Annotated in this window: 10 protein-coding genes; 5 read left to right on the top strand and 5 right to left on the bottom strand. The window is 69.1% G+C overall.

Annotated features, from left to right (window positions below; translation table 11 throughout):
* Positions 1-12: 12 nt before the first annotated feature.
* Positions 13-3339 (bottom strand): family 20 glycosylhydrolase, encoded by a 3327-nt coding sequence (locus tag ACIOSY_RS06135; protein WP_400850592.1) that lies wholly within the window; start codon positions 3337-3339, stop codon positions 13-15.
* Between the two features lie 25 nt (positions 3340-3364).
* Between ACIOSY_RS06135 and ACIOSY_RS06140 the strand changes: the two genes are divergently transcribed.
* The 3 genes from ACIOSY_RS06140 (at position 3365) to ACIOSY_RS06150 (ending at position 5720) form a co-directional block, all read left to right on the top strand.
* On the top strand, positions 3365-3769 hold the full coding sequence (locus tag ACIOSY_RS06140) for a RidA family protein (protein ID WP_400850595.1): 405 nt from the start codon (positions 3365-3367) through the stop codon (positions 3767-3769).
* A 95-nt stretch (positions 3770-3864) separates the two neighbouring features.
* A complete protein-coding gene (locus ACIOSY_RS06145; RefSeq protein WP_400850598.1) occupies positions 3865-5325 on the top strand; it encodes a L,D-transpeptidase in 1461 nt (486 codons plus the stop codon).
* A gap of 23 nt (positions 5326-5348) precedes the next feature.
* Positions 5349-5720 (top strand): hypothetical protein, encoded by a 372-nt coding sequence (locus ACIOSY_RS06150; protein WP_400850601.1) that lies wholly within the window; start codon positions 5349-5351, stop codon positions 5718-5720.
* A 74-nt stretch (positions 5721-5794) separates the two neighbouring features.
* On the opposite strand, the gene ACIOSY_RS06155 is transcribed toward ACIOSY_RS06150, so the two are convergent.
* Entirely contained in the window at positions 5795-8014 is a 2220-nt protein-coding gene (locus ACIOSY_RS06155; RefSeq protein ID WP_400850604.1) for an NADP-dependent isocitrate dehydrogenase, read from the bottom strand.
* 173 nt (positions 8015-8187) lie between these two features.
* Here ACIOSY_RS06155 and ACIOSY_RS06160 point away from each other — a divergent pair, with 173 nt between their 5' ends.
* Both ACIOSY_RS06160 and ACIOSY_RS06165 read left to right on the top strand, forming a co-directional pair.
* Positions 8188-8646 (top strand): GNAT family N-acetyltransferase, encoded by a 459-nt coding sequence (locus ACIOSY_RS06160; protein WP_400850606.1) that lies wholly within the window; start codon positions 8188-8190, stop codon positions 8644-8646.
* Between the two features lie 152 nt (positions 8647-8798).
* Positions 8799-10238, top strand: coding sequence for a GH1 family beta-glucosidase (locus tag ACIOSY_RS06165; RefSeq protein WP_400850608.1), 1440 nt, complete (start codon positions 8799-8801; stop codon positions 10236-10238).
* Between the two features lie 40 nt (positions 10239-10278).
* Here the strand turns inward: ACIOSY_RS06165 and ACIOSY_RS06170 are convergent, their stop codons facing one another.
* The 3 genes from ACIOSY_RS06170 to ACIOSY_RS06180 form a co-directional block, all read right to left on the bottom strand.
* The gene (locus ACIOSY_RS06170; protein WP_400850611.1) at positions 10279-11097 is read right to left on the bottom strand and encodes a hypothetical protein; all 819 of its coding nucleotides are present in this window, start codon (positions 11095-11097) and stop codon (positions 10279-10281) included.
* A gap of 116 nt (positions 11098-11213) precedes the next feature.
* Positions 11214-13028, bottom strand: coding sequence for an ABC transporter ATP-binding protein (locus tag ACIOSY_RS06175; protein ID WP_400850614.1), 1815 nt, complete (start codon positions 13026-13028; stop codon positions 11214-11216).
* Entirely contained in the window at positions 13025-14956 is a 1932-nt protein-coding gene (locus tag ACIOSY_RS06180; protein ID WP_400850617.1) for an ABC transporter ATP-binding protein, read from the bottom strand. Before ACIOSY_RS06180 ends, ACIOSY_RS06175 begins: the two co-directional genes overlap by 4 nt.
* Between the last annotated feature and the right edge of the window lie 278 nt (positions 14957-15234).

Raw genomic sequence — 15234 nt, forward strand, 5'->3', positions numbered from 1 at the left:
GTTACCGAAACGTTACTTCTGTGTGACGAACCCATCCGGTGCCTCCCCCGCTCGTTCGACCAGTCGTGCGACGAGCCCGGCGACGATCTCTTCGCGCGCTTCGACCGTGAGCGGTTTGCCCGGCACGCCGGGCCGCCGTTGAGCGGGTGCAGGACCGTCAGGGGAACGGTACCGCACGCCGGCGGCCGCGAGGCGGCGCAGGTGCGTCGGAAGTCGACGCGCGAAGTCGTCGAACGGCGCAGGGTCGCCGCCCTCCCAGAGTCGCTCGGCGATGGCCGCCAGACGCGGGAACAGCGCGAAGTCCACGCGGTCACGGGTGGGCAGGTGCTCGCTCCACACGTTCGCCTGGCCGCCCACCGCCCCCTCCTCCACGCGGAAGGTGTACGTCTTCTCGATGCTCAGCGGCGGCCCCACCCGGATGGGCTCCTCGGCCGATTCCGACTGCGGATAGTCGAGATAGACCTCCAGATCGGGGCACGCCACCACCGGGATGCCCCGGCGCACGGCGTCGCGCATCGCGACCGGGCCGCGCCACGCGAGGATCTGCACACCCTCGGGCACGTCGCCTTCGAGCACCTCGTCCCAGGCGAGTGCGGTGCGCCCGCGACGGCGCACGTGCGCCACGAACTGCGCCGTGAACCACGGCTGCACGTCGTGCGGCGTCGCCAGTCCGAGCTCCGCCATCCGCGCCGCCGCCGCCGGGCTCTCGGCCCACTCGGTGACAGGGACCTCATCGCCGCCGATGCCGATCCACTCGGAATCGAAGATGTCGCACAGCGCATCGATCGCCGCGCGACCGAACGCGAGAGAAGCCTCGGTGGGGGCGAGCGTGCGCGGGTTGACGCCGAAGCGCTCCCAGGGGCCGGTGATCGGCGCCCCCACGTCGGTGTTGCCGAGTTCTGGATAGGCGGCGAGCGCAGCCTGGATGTGGCCCGGCAGCTCGACCTCGGGAACGAGGGTGACGAACCTCTCGGCGGCGTAGGCGACGAGGTCCTGAAGCTCCTGCCGCGTGTAGTGCCCCTCGTGCACCCCGGGCTCCACGGTCGCGAGTGGCCCGTGGCCGCGCTGCGTCGCGGTGCGGCGTGCGCCGATCTCGGTGAGCCTCGGATACCCGGGCACCTCGAATCGCCAGCCCTGATCGTCGGTGAGGTGCAGGTGGAGGATGTTGAGGTGGTGGTCGGCGAGCAGGTCGATCAGGCGGCGGATATCGTCGGCCGGACGGAAATGCCGCGCCACGTCGAGCATCGCACCCCGCCATCCGTAGGCGGGCGATCCTTCCCAGACGCCGGCCGGGATGACCGCCTCGACCGCGCCCGGTTCGCGCAGCTGCCTCAGCACGGTCGCCCCGCGGAAGACGCCCGCCGGGGTCGCTCCGCGCACCTCGATACCGTCGGCAGCGACGGTCAGGCGGAACGACTCGTCGCCGATGCGGCCCTGTGCCGATGCGGGCGCAGAGAGTCCTGCGTCGAGCACGAGGCGGATGGGCGGATGCTCCCCCCTGTCCGAGCGCGCGTCGTCGGCGTTCAGGCGCCGCAGAGACGCCGACAGCGCCGGCTCGCCGATCACCGGCGTGCGCGCGGACCAGCGGAACCCGGGAGCGGAGGGATCGATGCGGGCGTCGACCCGCGGCACGGTGGCGCGGTGGGGTGGCGGCGGCATACGCAGGGCGCGACCGGGCGTCGCGCCGGTGACGGCGCCGTCACGGACGACGACCACGCCGCCGACGACGACCTCGGCGATGCCGCGGGGAGCATCGTGCGGTGCCTCGAACGACGCCCCGGCGGCGACCGTCTTCGCGTCGAACAGCACGAGGTCCGCCACGGCTCCCGTGCGGATGATTCCGCGCGGAGCGTCGGCGCGGTCGAGACCGAGTCGCTGCGCCGGCGTGCCGGACAGGTGCCGCACCGCCTCTTCGAGCGTGAGCACGCCGATCTCGCGCACATAGTGCCCGAGATAACGCGCGAACGCACCGCGCCCGCGCGGGTGCGGGCGCGCGCCGATGAGGATGCCGTCACTGCCGCCCGTGTGGCGGGGGTGGCGCATGATCGCGCGGACGTTGTCCTCGTCGCCGATGTGCATGAGGATGCCCGTGGCTCCGGCATCCGCGACGATCGTGTCGAGCACGACGTCGATGGCGGGGCGCTCCTGCATCTCGGCGATCTCGGCGATCGTGCGACCCAGCAGAGGGGCGAGGGCGGGGTTCGCCGTGCCGGAGATCTGGATCGCCGCCCAGTCCGCCCGCTCGCCGTGGAAACCGTCGCAGCCGATGTCCTCGAGTTCGACCCGCACCGCCTCACGTTCGCCCGCATCGAGAGCGGCGATCGTCGTCACCAGGTCTCCCCCCTCGGCGAGCCGGCTGGGCAGGAGAGCGGCGAGGGTCGTGGCTCCGGGCAGGTACGGGTAGGTGTCGAGCGTGACATCGACGCCGTCGGCGATCGCCTCGTCGATGACGGCGAGGAGGTCACTCGCGCGGCCCCGGTTCGGGGCGAAGTTCATCGTCGCGTGCGTCAGGTGGATGGGGCATCCGGTGCGACGTCCGATGTCGAGCGCCTCTCGGTAGGCGTCGATCGCCGCGGAACCATAGCTGCGGGTGTGCGGAGCCCAGTATCCGCCGCGCTCGGCGACGACGCGGCAGAGCGCCTCGAGCTCGGCGGTGTCGGCGTACATCCCGGGCGTGTAGGTGAGTCCGCTCGACATCCCGAACGCCCCGGCGTCGAGGGACTCGGCCAGGAGCGCCGCCATGCGCTCGATCTCCTCCGTCGTCGCCGGCCGGTTCTCGTGCCCCAGGACGATCATGCGCAGGTTGCCCTGGGGGACGAGGGCGGCGGCGTTCGCGACCGCCGCATCGTCGAGGGCGGCGAGAAGGTCGTCCATGCGACGCCAGGGGGCCGTCGTCGGACCGTTCCACCCGGCGATCTGCGCCGCGATCACCGGGGCGGTGGCGTCGTCGAGCGGGGCGTAGCCGAGTCCGTCCTGCCCGATCACCTCTGTCGTGACGCCCTGCAGGATCTTCGCGTCGTGCGCCGCACCCTGCAGCAGTGCGAGATCGCTGTGGGCGTGCATGTCGATGAATCCCGGGGCCAGGACGAGACCGCGCGCGTCGATCTCGACGGAGCCGTCCGGCAGCACGATGTCGGTGCCGGACTCGTCCGCGCGCAGCACGGCGACGATGCGAGCGCCTTCGATGGCCACGTCGGCGATGAACCGCGGCACTCCGGTGCCATCCACGACGGTCGCTCCGCGGTAGACGCGCACGAGACCGACGGCCGCCTTCTCGGCGCTCAGCACCAGGGTGTCGACGCTCGTCCCGTGTGCGGCATCCGGAATTTGTTGAGGCATCTAACAAGGCTACTAGGCTGGTTGCATGACCGCGAAGACCCGTATCTCGACCACCGCCGCCCCTGCTCCCGCGCACACCTTCTCGCAGGGCGTCCGCAAGGGCCCCTTCGTGCAGGTCTCCGGTCAGGGACCGGTCGACCCCGCTACCAACGAGTACCTGTTCCCCGGCGATGTCGCCGCGCAGACCACCCGCACGCTCGAGAACGTGAAGGCCATCGTCGAGGCATCCGGTGCGACCTTCGACGACGTCGTGATGCTGCGCGTCTATCTCACCAAGCGCGAGGACTTCCCGATCATGAACGAGGCGTACGGAGCCTTCGTCTCGGCGCACACGACCGGCGATGTCCTCCCCTCGCGAACCACCGTGTTCACCGGCCTGCCGCGCGAGGAGATGCTCGTCGAGATCGACGGCATCGCCATCGTCGAGTGACGGCGCGTGGAGGCCGCGCGACCGTTGCCTCCCCGTTACCAGCTTTCCCGTACCATTGACGTACACGACACGTTGATAACCGGGGGGTGAAGTTCGTGACCGACCTGATCTCTGCGCACGATGCTGCGACCGAGGCGCACGACGACGCGCCCACTTCCGGCGAATCCGTGCCGCCCACGACCGGCGAACAGCCGCTCGCCTGGGCACCCAACGAGCCCGCTCCCAAGAAGCGCCGTCTCGGCCTCTGGATCGGTCTCGGTCTCGGCGTGGTCGCCCTCGGCGCCGGCGCCGCCTCGATGATCCTGATCGCCCCGGGCACGACCGTCGCCGGCATCAACGTCGGATGGATGACGCCCGGCGCCGCCGCCGACGCCGTCTCCGCGCACCTCGCCGAGACCGAGGTCACTCTCACCGGCGCGGGCGACGACACCGTGCTGACCGGCAAAGACCTGGGCCTCAGCCTCGACGCCGAGGCCCTGGCCGACACCGCCTTCTCGACGCGACCGATGTGGAACGTCACCACCTGGATGGGCGACCCCATCGCCGGCGAGATCACGCTCGACACCGCCGCGGCCACCAGCGCGCTGCGCGCCGCCGTGCCCTCGAGCTTCGACGACCCGACCGACGCGGGCGTGGCCTTCGACCCCGCCGCCGGCACCTATGTCACCACTCCGGCAGAGACCGGAACCGCGATCAACGTCGCCGATCTCACCGACGCCATCACCACCGCGGTCGCCGCGGGCGGCAAGACCGTCGAGTTCTCGGGCGATCCGACCGAGGCTCTTCCGGCCGTGACCGACGAAGACGCCACCACGACCGCGGCCTCGCTCAATACGATGCTCGGCACGATCGGCTTCTATGTCGGCGAAGAGCGCACCGTGCCGGTCGCCCCCGATGTCGCCGCCAGCTGGCTCACCGTCGTCGAGGACGACGGTGCACTGAGCATCGAAGCCGACCAGCAGGCCATCCAGGCCACCGTCGATGCACTCCCCGGATTCGTCGATCGTGCCCCCGTCAACGCGACGAATGTCGTCGACTCGGCCGGCACCGTGCTGCGCGCCGAGGCCGAGGGCGTCAACGGCCGCCAACTCGGCGACACCTCCGGCATCGCCGAGCAGTTCGCCGCGCAGCTGGCAGACGGCAACGGCGTGTTCGCGCTGACCGTGACCGATGTCGCCTTCGAGTCGGTGAACCTCTACCGCCACATCGACATCAACCTCAGCACCCAGCGCGCCACCCTGTACGAGAACGACCAGGTCGTGAACAGCTGGCTCGTCTCCACCGGCCTCCCGGGCACGGCCACGCCGACCGGCAACTTCAAGGTGTTCGCGCACACCCGCATGCAGGACATGGGCTGCTACGAGGGCGCTCCGTACTGCACCGAAGACGTTCCCTGGATCACGTGGTTCACCACCAACATCGGCTTCCACGGCACGTACTGGCACAACAACTACGGCAACCGCATGAGCCACGGCTGCGTCAACCTGCCGATCGATCTCGCCAAGTACGTCTACGACTGGTCGCCCGTCGGCCTCGAGGTCTCGGTCCACAACTGATCGGGACTCGTCCCGCCACCGGCATGAGCGACCGCGTCGAGTCTCGGATCATCGAGGTTCGTGGTGGCCGCGTCGCACCGACGGGGTCTTGGCTGTACGTCTGGGTCGATCTCGCACAGAGGGCGATCGTGCACGTCGGCGGCACGGCGTTCGACCCCGAGTTGCGCACTCACGTGCACCTCACGGATGACGATCCGGCCCTGGGCCGTGTGAAGGCGCAGATCCCCGAAGCGACCGACGGGGACTTCGACGTGCTCGCGTTCCGCCTGCCACCCTCGGCGGATCGCCCGATGGCGAAGACCGCGCTGATCGCCGCGCTGGACGACATCGATCGCCCGAGCGGCGACGAGGTCGTCGACGGGATCGTGCAGTCCGTGCGTCGCCATCTGGCGTGACGGCCGACGACCGGCCCCGACGCGAAGAAGGGGGGGATGCTTCGCAGCATCCGCCCCCTTCTTCGATCTCGGTCTCAGCTGAGCGCGTCGACGATCCCGTTGAACGTCGCCGACGGACGCATGACGGCCGTGACCAGCGCGTCGTCGGGGCGGTAGTAGCCCTTGATCTCGACCGGCGAACCCTGCACGGCGTTCAGCTCGGCGACGATCTTCTCCTCGTTCTCGGAGAGCGCCGCGGCGACCGGGGCGAACGCGGCCGCGAGGTCGGCGTCCTGGGTCTGCGCCGCCAGCTCCTGCGCCCAGTACAGGCCCAGGTAGAAGTGGCTGCCGCGGTTGTCGATCGTGCCGAGCGCGCGGCCCGGCGAGCGGTCCTCTTCAAGGAACGTACCCGTCGCGGCATCGAGCGTCTGCGCCAGAACACGCGCCTTCTCGTTGCCCGTGCGGTCGGCGAAGTGCTCGAGCGAGGCCGCCAGCGCGAAGAACTCGCCGAGCGAGTCCCAGCGCAGGTAGTTCTGCTCGACCAGCTGCTGCACGTGCTTGGGCGCCGATCCTCCGGCACCCGTCTCGAAGAGCCCGCCACCGGCGAGCAGCGGAACGATCGAGAGCATCTTGGCGCTCGTGCCCACCTCGAGGATCGGGAACAGGTCGGTCAGGTAGTCGCGCAGCACGTTGCCCGTCACCGAGATGGTGTCGAGGCCGTGGCGCATGCGAGCGAGCGTGTAGCGCGTGGCCTCCTCGGGAGCGAGGATCGTGAGCGTGAGACCGTGCGTGTCGAGCAGCGCCAGGCCCTGGTGCACCTTCGCGATGATCTGCGCATCGTGCGAGCGGTTCGCGTCGAGCCAGAACACGGCGGGGTCGCCCGTCGCCCGCGCACGCGTGACCGCGAGCTTGACCCAGTCCATGACCGCGATGTGCTTGGTCTGCGTGGCACGCCAGATGTCACCGGCTTGGACCTCGTGCTCGATGAGCGCGTTGCCCTCGGAGTCGAGCACCTGCACGAGACCGTCGGCCGCGATCTCGAACGTCTTGTCGTGGCTGCCGTACTCCTCGGCCGCCTGCGCCATGAGACCCACGTTGGGGACGGTGCCGATCGTGGCGGGGTCGAGCGGGCCGTTCGCGATGACGTCATCGATCACGACCTGGTAGACACCGGCGTACGAGGAGTCGGGGATGACGGCGATCGTGTCGTCTTCGCCGCCGTCCTGGCCCCAGAGCTTTCCGCCGTTACGCACCAGCGCCGGCATCGACGCATCGACGATGACGTCGCTGGGCACGTGCAGGTTCGTGATGCCCTTGTCGGAGTTGACGTACGAGACGCGCGGACCCGCGGCGAGTGCGGCATCGAACGCCGCAGCGATCTCGGCACCCTCGGCGATGTCGCCGAGTCCGGCGAGGATCGAGCCGAGCCCGTCGTTCGGGCGCAGACCCGCCTCGGTGAGCTGCGTGCCGTACTTCGCGAACACGTCGGCGAAGAAGGCGCGCACGACATGACCGAAGATGATCGGGTCGCTGACCTTCATCATCGTGGCCTTGAGGTGCACCGAGTAGAGCACGTCTTCGGCCTTGGCCTGCTCGAGAGTCTCGGCGAGGAACGCGTCGAGGGCGGCGGCCGAGAGGAAGGTCGCGTCGATGATCTCGCGCGGCAGGACCTTGAGGCCCTCCTTCAGCACGGTGACCGTGCCGTCCTTCGCGGTGTGGCGGATGCTCAGCACGTCGTCGTGTGCTGCGACCCACGACTTCTCGTTGGCCTTGAAGTCGTCGTGGCCCATCGTCGAGACGCGTGTCTTCGAGCCTTCGGCGAACGGCTTGTTGCGGTGCGGGTGCTTCTTCGCGTAGTTCTTCACTGCGAGCGGCGCACGGCGGTCGCTGTTGCCCTCGCGCAGCACGGGGTTCACGGCGGAGCCCTTGATGCGGTCGTAGCGGGCGCGCACGTCTTTGTCCTCGAGTGAGCTGGGGTCGTCCGGGAAGTCCGGAACGTCGTAACCGCTCGCCTGCAGCTCGGCGATGGCCGCCTTCAGCTGCGGGATCGATGCCGAGATGTTCGGCAGCTTGATGATGTTCGCCTCGGGGAGCGTGGCGAGGCCACCGAGTTCGGCGAGAGCATCACCGACCTGCTGCTCGGGGGTGAGCTTCTGCGGGAAGGCGGCGAGGATGCGTCCTGCCAGCGAGATGTCCCTGGTCTCGACCTCGATGCCGGCCTGGCCCGTGTATGCCTTGATGATCGGCAGGAAGGAGGCGGTGGCGAGTGCCGGTGCCTCGTCGGTGTGCGTGTAGATGATGGCGTCGTCAGTCACCTGGATGTTCTCCATTCACGAGGCGATTTGTCTCGATACCAAGATACCTGAGTGCCTCTCTCCCCGTGGTCCCGGCCCCTGTGGCGGGGCATCCGCGCGGCACGGAGGAACGCTCAGGGAGAAATCTGCGCGATCCGTGTGTGCGTCCGGGCGCGAGGGGTTAGCCTGGGGTCATGTCCGAACTGCGCATGGTCGAACTCTCCGCTGCGACGATCGTCGCCGTGAACAACCTGTCGCTCAAGCCCGGACAGGAGCAGTTCCTCGCTCCGGTCTCCTATGGGATCGCAGCGACCGTCATCAATCCTCAGACGTCGTGGCAGCGCGTCGTGCTCGACGGTGACACCGTCGTGGGCTTCGTCAGCGCCAACTTCGATCCCGAGGCTCCCGAAGACCACTTCCGCTCCGTGCTGTGGCGCATCAACGTCGATGCCGACGATCAGGGCCGCGGCGTCGGTCGTTTCGCCGTCGAGAGTCTGCTCGAAGAAGCCAAGCGACGCGGCTTCGACCACGTCGATGTCATCTACGAAGCGGGCGACGACGGACCCGAGGCGTTCTTCCACCGCGTCGGCTTCACCCCGGTCGGCGAGACCGAGTACGCCGAGGTCATCGCCTCGATCCGCCTGACCTCCTAGGCTGGCGGCGGGGTCTCGAATCCCCTCCCCCATCGAGACTCCGTCGCCTTTACCATCGCCGTGAGAGAGCGCTCTCACGCACCGCGGCTCTCCCCGACGAACACCGGCGGCCGCTCCGAGAACCGCACCGTCGCCCTCGAGGAGATCACCGCATGACCACGCTGTTCACACCCCGCGACGACTATCGGGGCACCGGCCTCGTGTTCCCCGAGAACTTCACGTTCGGCTCGGCGACCGCTTCGTACCAGATCGAAGGCGCCGCGGCCGAGGACGGGCGTACCCCGTCGATCTGGGACACCTTCAGCAAGACACCCGGTCGGGTGTGGAACGGCGATACCGGAGACGTGGCATGCGACCACTACCACCGTGTCGACGAAGACCTCGACCTGATGTCGCACCTCGGACTCCAGGCCTACCGCTTCTCGATCGCCTGGCCGCGCATCGTTCCCACGGCTGCGGGAGACGTGAACCAGGCCGGCCTCGACTTCTACTCCCGCCTCGTCGACGGGCTTCTCGAACGCGGCATCCGACCCGTCGCGACGCTGTACCACTGGGACCTGCCGCAGTACCTCGAAGATGCCGGCGGCTGGACCTCCCGCGCCACCACCGACGCGTTCGAGCGATACGCCGAGATCATGGGCACAGCCCTCGGCGACCGCGTGCACACGTGGACCACGCTCAACGAGCCGTGGTGCTCGGCCTACCTCGGCTACGGCCAGGGCGGGCATGCACCCGGCCGCCATGAACCGGCATCCGCCCTGTCGGCCGTGCACCACCTGAACCTCGCCCACGGACGCGCCGTGCGGGCACTCCGGGCCACCTCGACGGGCGACCCGGACTACTCCGTCACCCTCAACTTCCACGTGCTGCGCGGCCAGGGAGACGGTGCCGCCGAGGCGATGCGACGCATCGACGCCCTGGCGAACCGCGCCTTCACGGGCCCGATGCTGCGCGGCGAGTACCCGGCCGACCTGCTCGATGACACCGCAGCCGTCTCCGACTGGGGCTTCGTGCACGACGGCGACCTCGACACCATCCACCAGCCCATCGACGTGCTCGGGGTGAACTACTACTCGACGGCGACCGTGCGGCTGTGGGACGGTACCTCTCCCCCGCAGCAGAACGACGGGCACAAGGGCACGGCGGGCGGCACCGCCTGGCCCGGCAGCGACCGGCTGGTCGAGTTCGTCGAGCAGCCCGGTCCGTACACGGCGATGGGATGGAACATCGCCCCGGAGGGCCTGGAAGAACTGCTGGTGTCGCTGTCGGAGCAGTTCCCCGCCCAGCCGCTCATGGTCACCGAGAACGGGGCGGCGTTCGACGACGAGGTCGCCGACGACGGCTCCGTGCCCGACCCCGAACGCACCGACTACCTGCGCCGCCACTTCACGGCCGCGCATCGGGCGCTCGAACGCGGCGTCGACCTGCGCGGCTACTTCGTATGGTCGCTGCTCGACAACTTCGAGTGGGGCTACGGCTACGCCAAACGGTTCGGCATCGTGCGCGTCGACTTCGACACCCTCGAGCGCACGGTGAAGGACTCCGGGCACTGGTACCGCGACCTCGTGCGTACGCGCACGGTCGGGGCGTAGCCCGCCTCGCAGCCCGGTCGCCGGTGTCGGCGTTCAGCGGTCAGCGGTCGGTGTCGTCGTCGCGCGTGCGCTTGCGAGCGGTCCAGGCGGCGAAGGCGGATGCCGCGGATGCCGCGGCGCGATCGATCGCCTCAGCGGAACGCGAGATCGCGTCTTGCGCGGCGTCCTGCCATGCGGGCGCGGAAGGTGCCTCGCCGGATCGCACCCGCGCGGTGTGCTCCGCGACGTCGAACGCGCGGGCCAGCTCGCCGACCGCATCGCGATAGGCCGCGAAGTCCGCGGGCGTCGGCGTGAGGAACGCGTCGCGCCGGAGGTCGTTCGCCCGACCGGCCGCACGCAGGTAGGCAGCGGTCGCCGGCTGCTTGACGTCGGTCATCGCCGGATGGGCGATCTGCAGCGCGGGGTCGGTCTCGTACCGCATCCAGCGGGCGACGATCGCGTCGTGCTCGGCACTCAAGCGTTCGAGGGGGCGAGGAGCGGATGCTGCGGGGATGGCCGCACGCGCGGCATTCAGTCGCACCTGCTTGGCGCGGGCATCGGCCGTGGCCGCTTTGACATCGCGCTCGGCGTCGCGGAGCATCCGCTTGGCGCTCGCGACCTGCTCGGGGGTCGCGCGTCGCGCGTTCCGCTCCGCCATGAGGCGCACGTGGTCGGCGCGCGCGACCTTCACGGCCATCCGCTTCTCGACCACCGCTGCGCGAGCGCTCTTCAGATCGTGCCGCGCGGCGTCGTAGGCCAGCCGGCGGCCACTCCTCTTGCTGCGGCGGCGCATGCCCACCGCGCCCGCCGTCACCCCGGCGACCGCGACGGGCGCCGTCCACCACCATTCGGCGGCGGCGGCGAGCAGCAACGGGTCCATCCTTCGATGCTACCCAGCGTGCGGCGCGCGCGGTGCCGTCTGCGCGAGATGCGGGGCAACCCTGACCTATCTCAGGGTTGCCCCGCATCTCGTTGCGCGCAGGGAACGGGCTGCGATCAGACGAGCGTCTCCTGCCACGCCGCATGCAGCTGCGCGAACTTGCCCGTGCCGCCGATCAGCGCCGCGGGGGTGTCGTCTTCGATGATCACGCCGTGCTCCATCACGAGCACGCGGTCGGCGATGGCGACCGTCGAGAGACGGTGCGCGATGATGATCGCCGTCCGGTCGGCGAGCAGTGTCTGCAGCGCGTCCTGGATCAGCCGCTCCGACGGGATGTCGAGCGAGGCCGTGGCCTCATCGAGGATCAGCACCGCCGGGTCCGCAAGGAAGGCGCGGGCGAACGAGATCAGCTGACGCTGACCGGCCGACACGCGCCCACCGCGCTTGTTGACGTCGGTGCCGTAGCCGTCGGGCAGCGCCTCGATGAAGCCATCGGCACCGACCGCTCGCGCGGCCGCACGGATCTCGTCGAGCGTCGCGTCGGGCTTGCCGAGCGCGATGTTGTCGGCGACGGTGCCGCTGAACAGGTAGGCCTCCTGCGTGACCATGACGATCGCACGGCGCAGGTCTTTCGGGTGCAGCTTGCGCAGATCGACACCGTCGAGGGTGACCCGACCGACCGAAGGGTCGTAGAAGCGCGAGATGAGTTTCGCGAGCGTGGACTTGCCCGCGCCCGTCGTGCCCACCAGGGCGATCGTCTGCCCGGCCGGGATGTCGAGCGAGAAGTTCGGGAGGATCGTCTTCTCGCCGGTGTACCCGAAGGTCACGCCGTCGAACTCGATGTGTCCCCGCGACTCCCACAGATCGACCGGCTTCTCGGGGTCCGGAACCGTCGGGACCTCTTCGAGCACGCCCGACACCTTCTCGAGTGCAGCCGTCGCCGACTGGTACGAGTTGAGGAACATCGCGATCTCCTGCATGGGCGCGAAGAAGTTGCGCACGTACAGCACGGCCGACAGCAGCACGCCGACGCTCAGCGCTTCGGTCGACACGCGGATACCGCCCCAGAGCACGACGAGTCCGAGCGTGAACGCGGCCACGGCCATCAGACCCGGTTCGAAGGTGCCGAACAGCAGCATCGAACGTCGGTTGACGTCGCGGTACTCCCCCGCGATCTTCTGGAACTTCACGTCGTTGCGCGGCTCCTTGCGGAATGCCTTGACGGCGCGGATGCCGGTCATCGTCTCGACGAACTGCACGATCACCTGCGCGCTGATCACCCGGGACTCCCGGTAGACGAGCTGCGACCGGGAGTAGAACCAGCGCATCAGGAAGAACAGCGGTATGCCGCCGATCGCCAGGATCAGACCGGACTGCCAATCCCAGATGCACAGCGCGATGAAGGTGAAGAGTCCGAAGAGCACGCCGGAGACGAGCTCGTTGAGACCGCCGTCGAGCAGCTCCTTGATGGAGTCGAGGTCGCTCGTCTGGCGCGAGATGATGCGCCCCGAGGTGTACGACTCGTGGAACTCCAGGCTCAGGCGCTGGGTGTGCAGGAAGATCCGTTTGCGCAGATCGAGCAGCACCGCCTGCGTCAGACGGGCCGCGATCATCACGTACCAGGCGATGAGGGCGGCGGCCACGATCCCGGCGGTCAGGTAGACGCCGCCGATCAGGAAGGTCGGCATCCAGTCCGAGTGCTCCAGCACGGCGGGCAGGGCTCGATCGAGTCCGATGCTGATGAGGATGGGCCCGGCGACCTGCAGTGCCGTGGAGATGATGAGCACGATGGCGGCGAGCACGACCTGCGGCTTGAGCGGTCGCACCAGCGATCCGAGCAGGCGCAGCGAGCGGCGACGGATCGCGATGCTCTCTTCGCGGGTGTACCGGGAGCGGTCTTCGTCTTGGGTTCCGGTGATGGCAGAACTCATGACTGCACCTCCTTCTCGGTGATCGGATCGAGCACGGGTCGTTCGGCATCCGCATCGCGGACCGCCTCATCGATCTCGCTCTCGCTCTCGCTCTCGCTCTCGCGGATGATGGGGATCGCGCCGGTGCGCGCCGCCTCTTCGGCCTCGAGGCTCGAGATCACGTGCCGGTAGTGACGGCTCGTGCGCAGCAGCTCCGAGTGAGTGCCGACCGCGGTGATGCGACCGGCTTCGAGCAGGGCGACCCTGTCGGCGAGGGCGACCGTCGACGGACGGTGCGCGACGATCATCGCCGTGGTGTCGGCGAGCACGTGCCGCAGCGCCTCCTCGACGAGAGCCTCGGTGTCGACGTCGAGCGCCGAGAGCGGGTCGTCGAGCACGAGCACCTTCGGCCTGGCGGCGACGGCTCGTGCGAGCGCGAGACGCTGACGCTGGCCTCCGGAAAGACTCAGCCCCTCTTCACCGATGATCGTCTCGACGCCATCGGGGAGCGCGTCGACGAACGTGGCCTGCGCGACCTCCAGGGCCTCGCGCAGCACGCGCTCCGCCTCGTCGCTGTGCACGTCGAGTTCGGCCCGGCCGAGCAGCACGTTCTCTCGCACGGATGCCGAGAAGAGCGTGGCGTCCTCGAACGCCATCGCGATGTGCTGCCGCAGCTCGGCGAGGGGAAGGTCGCGCACATCGACCCCGTCGAGCGTGACCTTGCCGCCGGTGACGTCGTACAGACGCGTCGGCAGGGTGGTGAGCGTGGTCTTGCCGCTGCCGGTGAGACCGACCAGCGCCATCGTCTCGCCCGGGCGCAGCACCAGGTCGATGCCGTCGAGCAGATCGCGCTCGTTGGCGCCGGCATCCTGATAGCGGAAGTGCGCGCTCTGGAACGCGAGCTCGCCGCGCGGGTCGTCGATGTGCACCGGCTTCTCGGGGTCGGTGATCGTGTTCGTCTCGGAGAAGATCTCGAACACGCGATCGGTCGCCGTGCGCGCATCGAGCATGAACGAGAAGAGGAAGCCGATCGACTCGATGGGCCACCGCAGCACGGTCGCCATCGCGAAGAACGCGAACAGCTCGGGCAGCCCGATCTCGCCCTGTGCGATCAACCAGATACCCGACATCAGGCTGAGCCCGAAGGCGATCTGCGGCATGAGGTCGAGCCAGAACCAGATCGACGCGATCGCGCTGGCCTTGCTCATCTCGGTCTCGCGCAGCGTCTCGGCCTGGCGGCTGAATCGGCTCAGGGCGTGCTTGCCGCGTCCGAACGCCTTCAGCACACGGATGCCGTGCACGCTCTCTTCGACGCTGGTGGCGAGATCGCCCGCCTGATCCTGGCTGCGTCGTGTGAGCGCTCCGTAGCGCTTCTCGAACAGGTAGCCCCGCACCCACAGCGGGATCGCGGTCACGAGGAAGATCGCACCCAGCAGCCAGTGCCAGCGGAACAGCAGCACCGATCCGATGACGATCGTGAGGATGTTGACGACGAGCAGCACGAGTCCGAACGCGAGCCAGCGGCGGATGAGACCGATGTCCTGCATCATGCGGCTGAGCAACTGGCCGGACTGCCAGCGGTCGTGGAAGGCGACCGGCAGCGTCTGCAGACGCGCGTACAGCTCGGTGCGCATCTTGTACTCGACCTCGGTGGCCGGGTTGAGCACGAACTGGCGGCGGAGCCACACCATCAGCGCCTCGCCGAGAGCGAGACCGAGGATGGCGACGGCGCCCCAGACGATCGCGCCGATCTCACCCGACTGCACGGGGCCGCGGATGATCTGCTCGAGAACGATGGGGATCATCAACGCGATGATCGCGGCAGTGAGTGCGCTGGCGGCGCCACCGGCGAGACGCCAGATGACGGGACGGACGAAGGGCTTGAGACGCCACAGCGCTGCGGCGGCCGACAAGGAGGACGACGGAGGAGGATTCTGCGAGGAAGACATGTCTCTCAGACGAGTTCAGACGGAAGGTGGGGTGCGGAACAGAGCGGACGCCGAGCGGACTCGCTGGATCCCGGACTCGAAGAGTGGGGAGGAGGAGTCCGGCGACCGAAGCAGAGGGGGCGCCGGGCGGCTCTAGAAGAGCGTGCGCGCCGGGGTCGTGCCGAGAGCTGCGGTCTGCGGGACGAAGATCGTGGTCATGGTGTCCTCCTCAGGGCTCGGCGGCGTCTCCCGGTTGAGACGACAGCCCTCCAGCCTATTGCTGTGAACAAGCTGAGCAC

It is taken from the genome of Microbacterium sp. NPDC087665, from assembly GCF_044743285.1.
Taxonomy (GTDB): Bacteria; Actinomycetota; Actinomycetes; order Actinomycetales; family Microbacteriaceae; genus Microbacterium.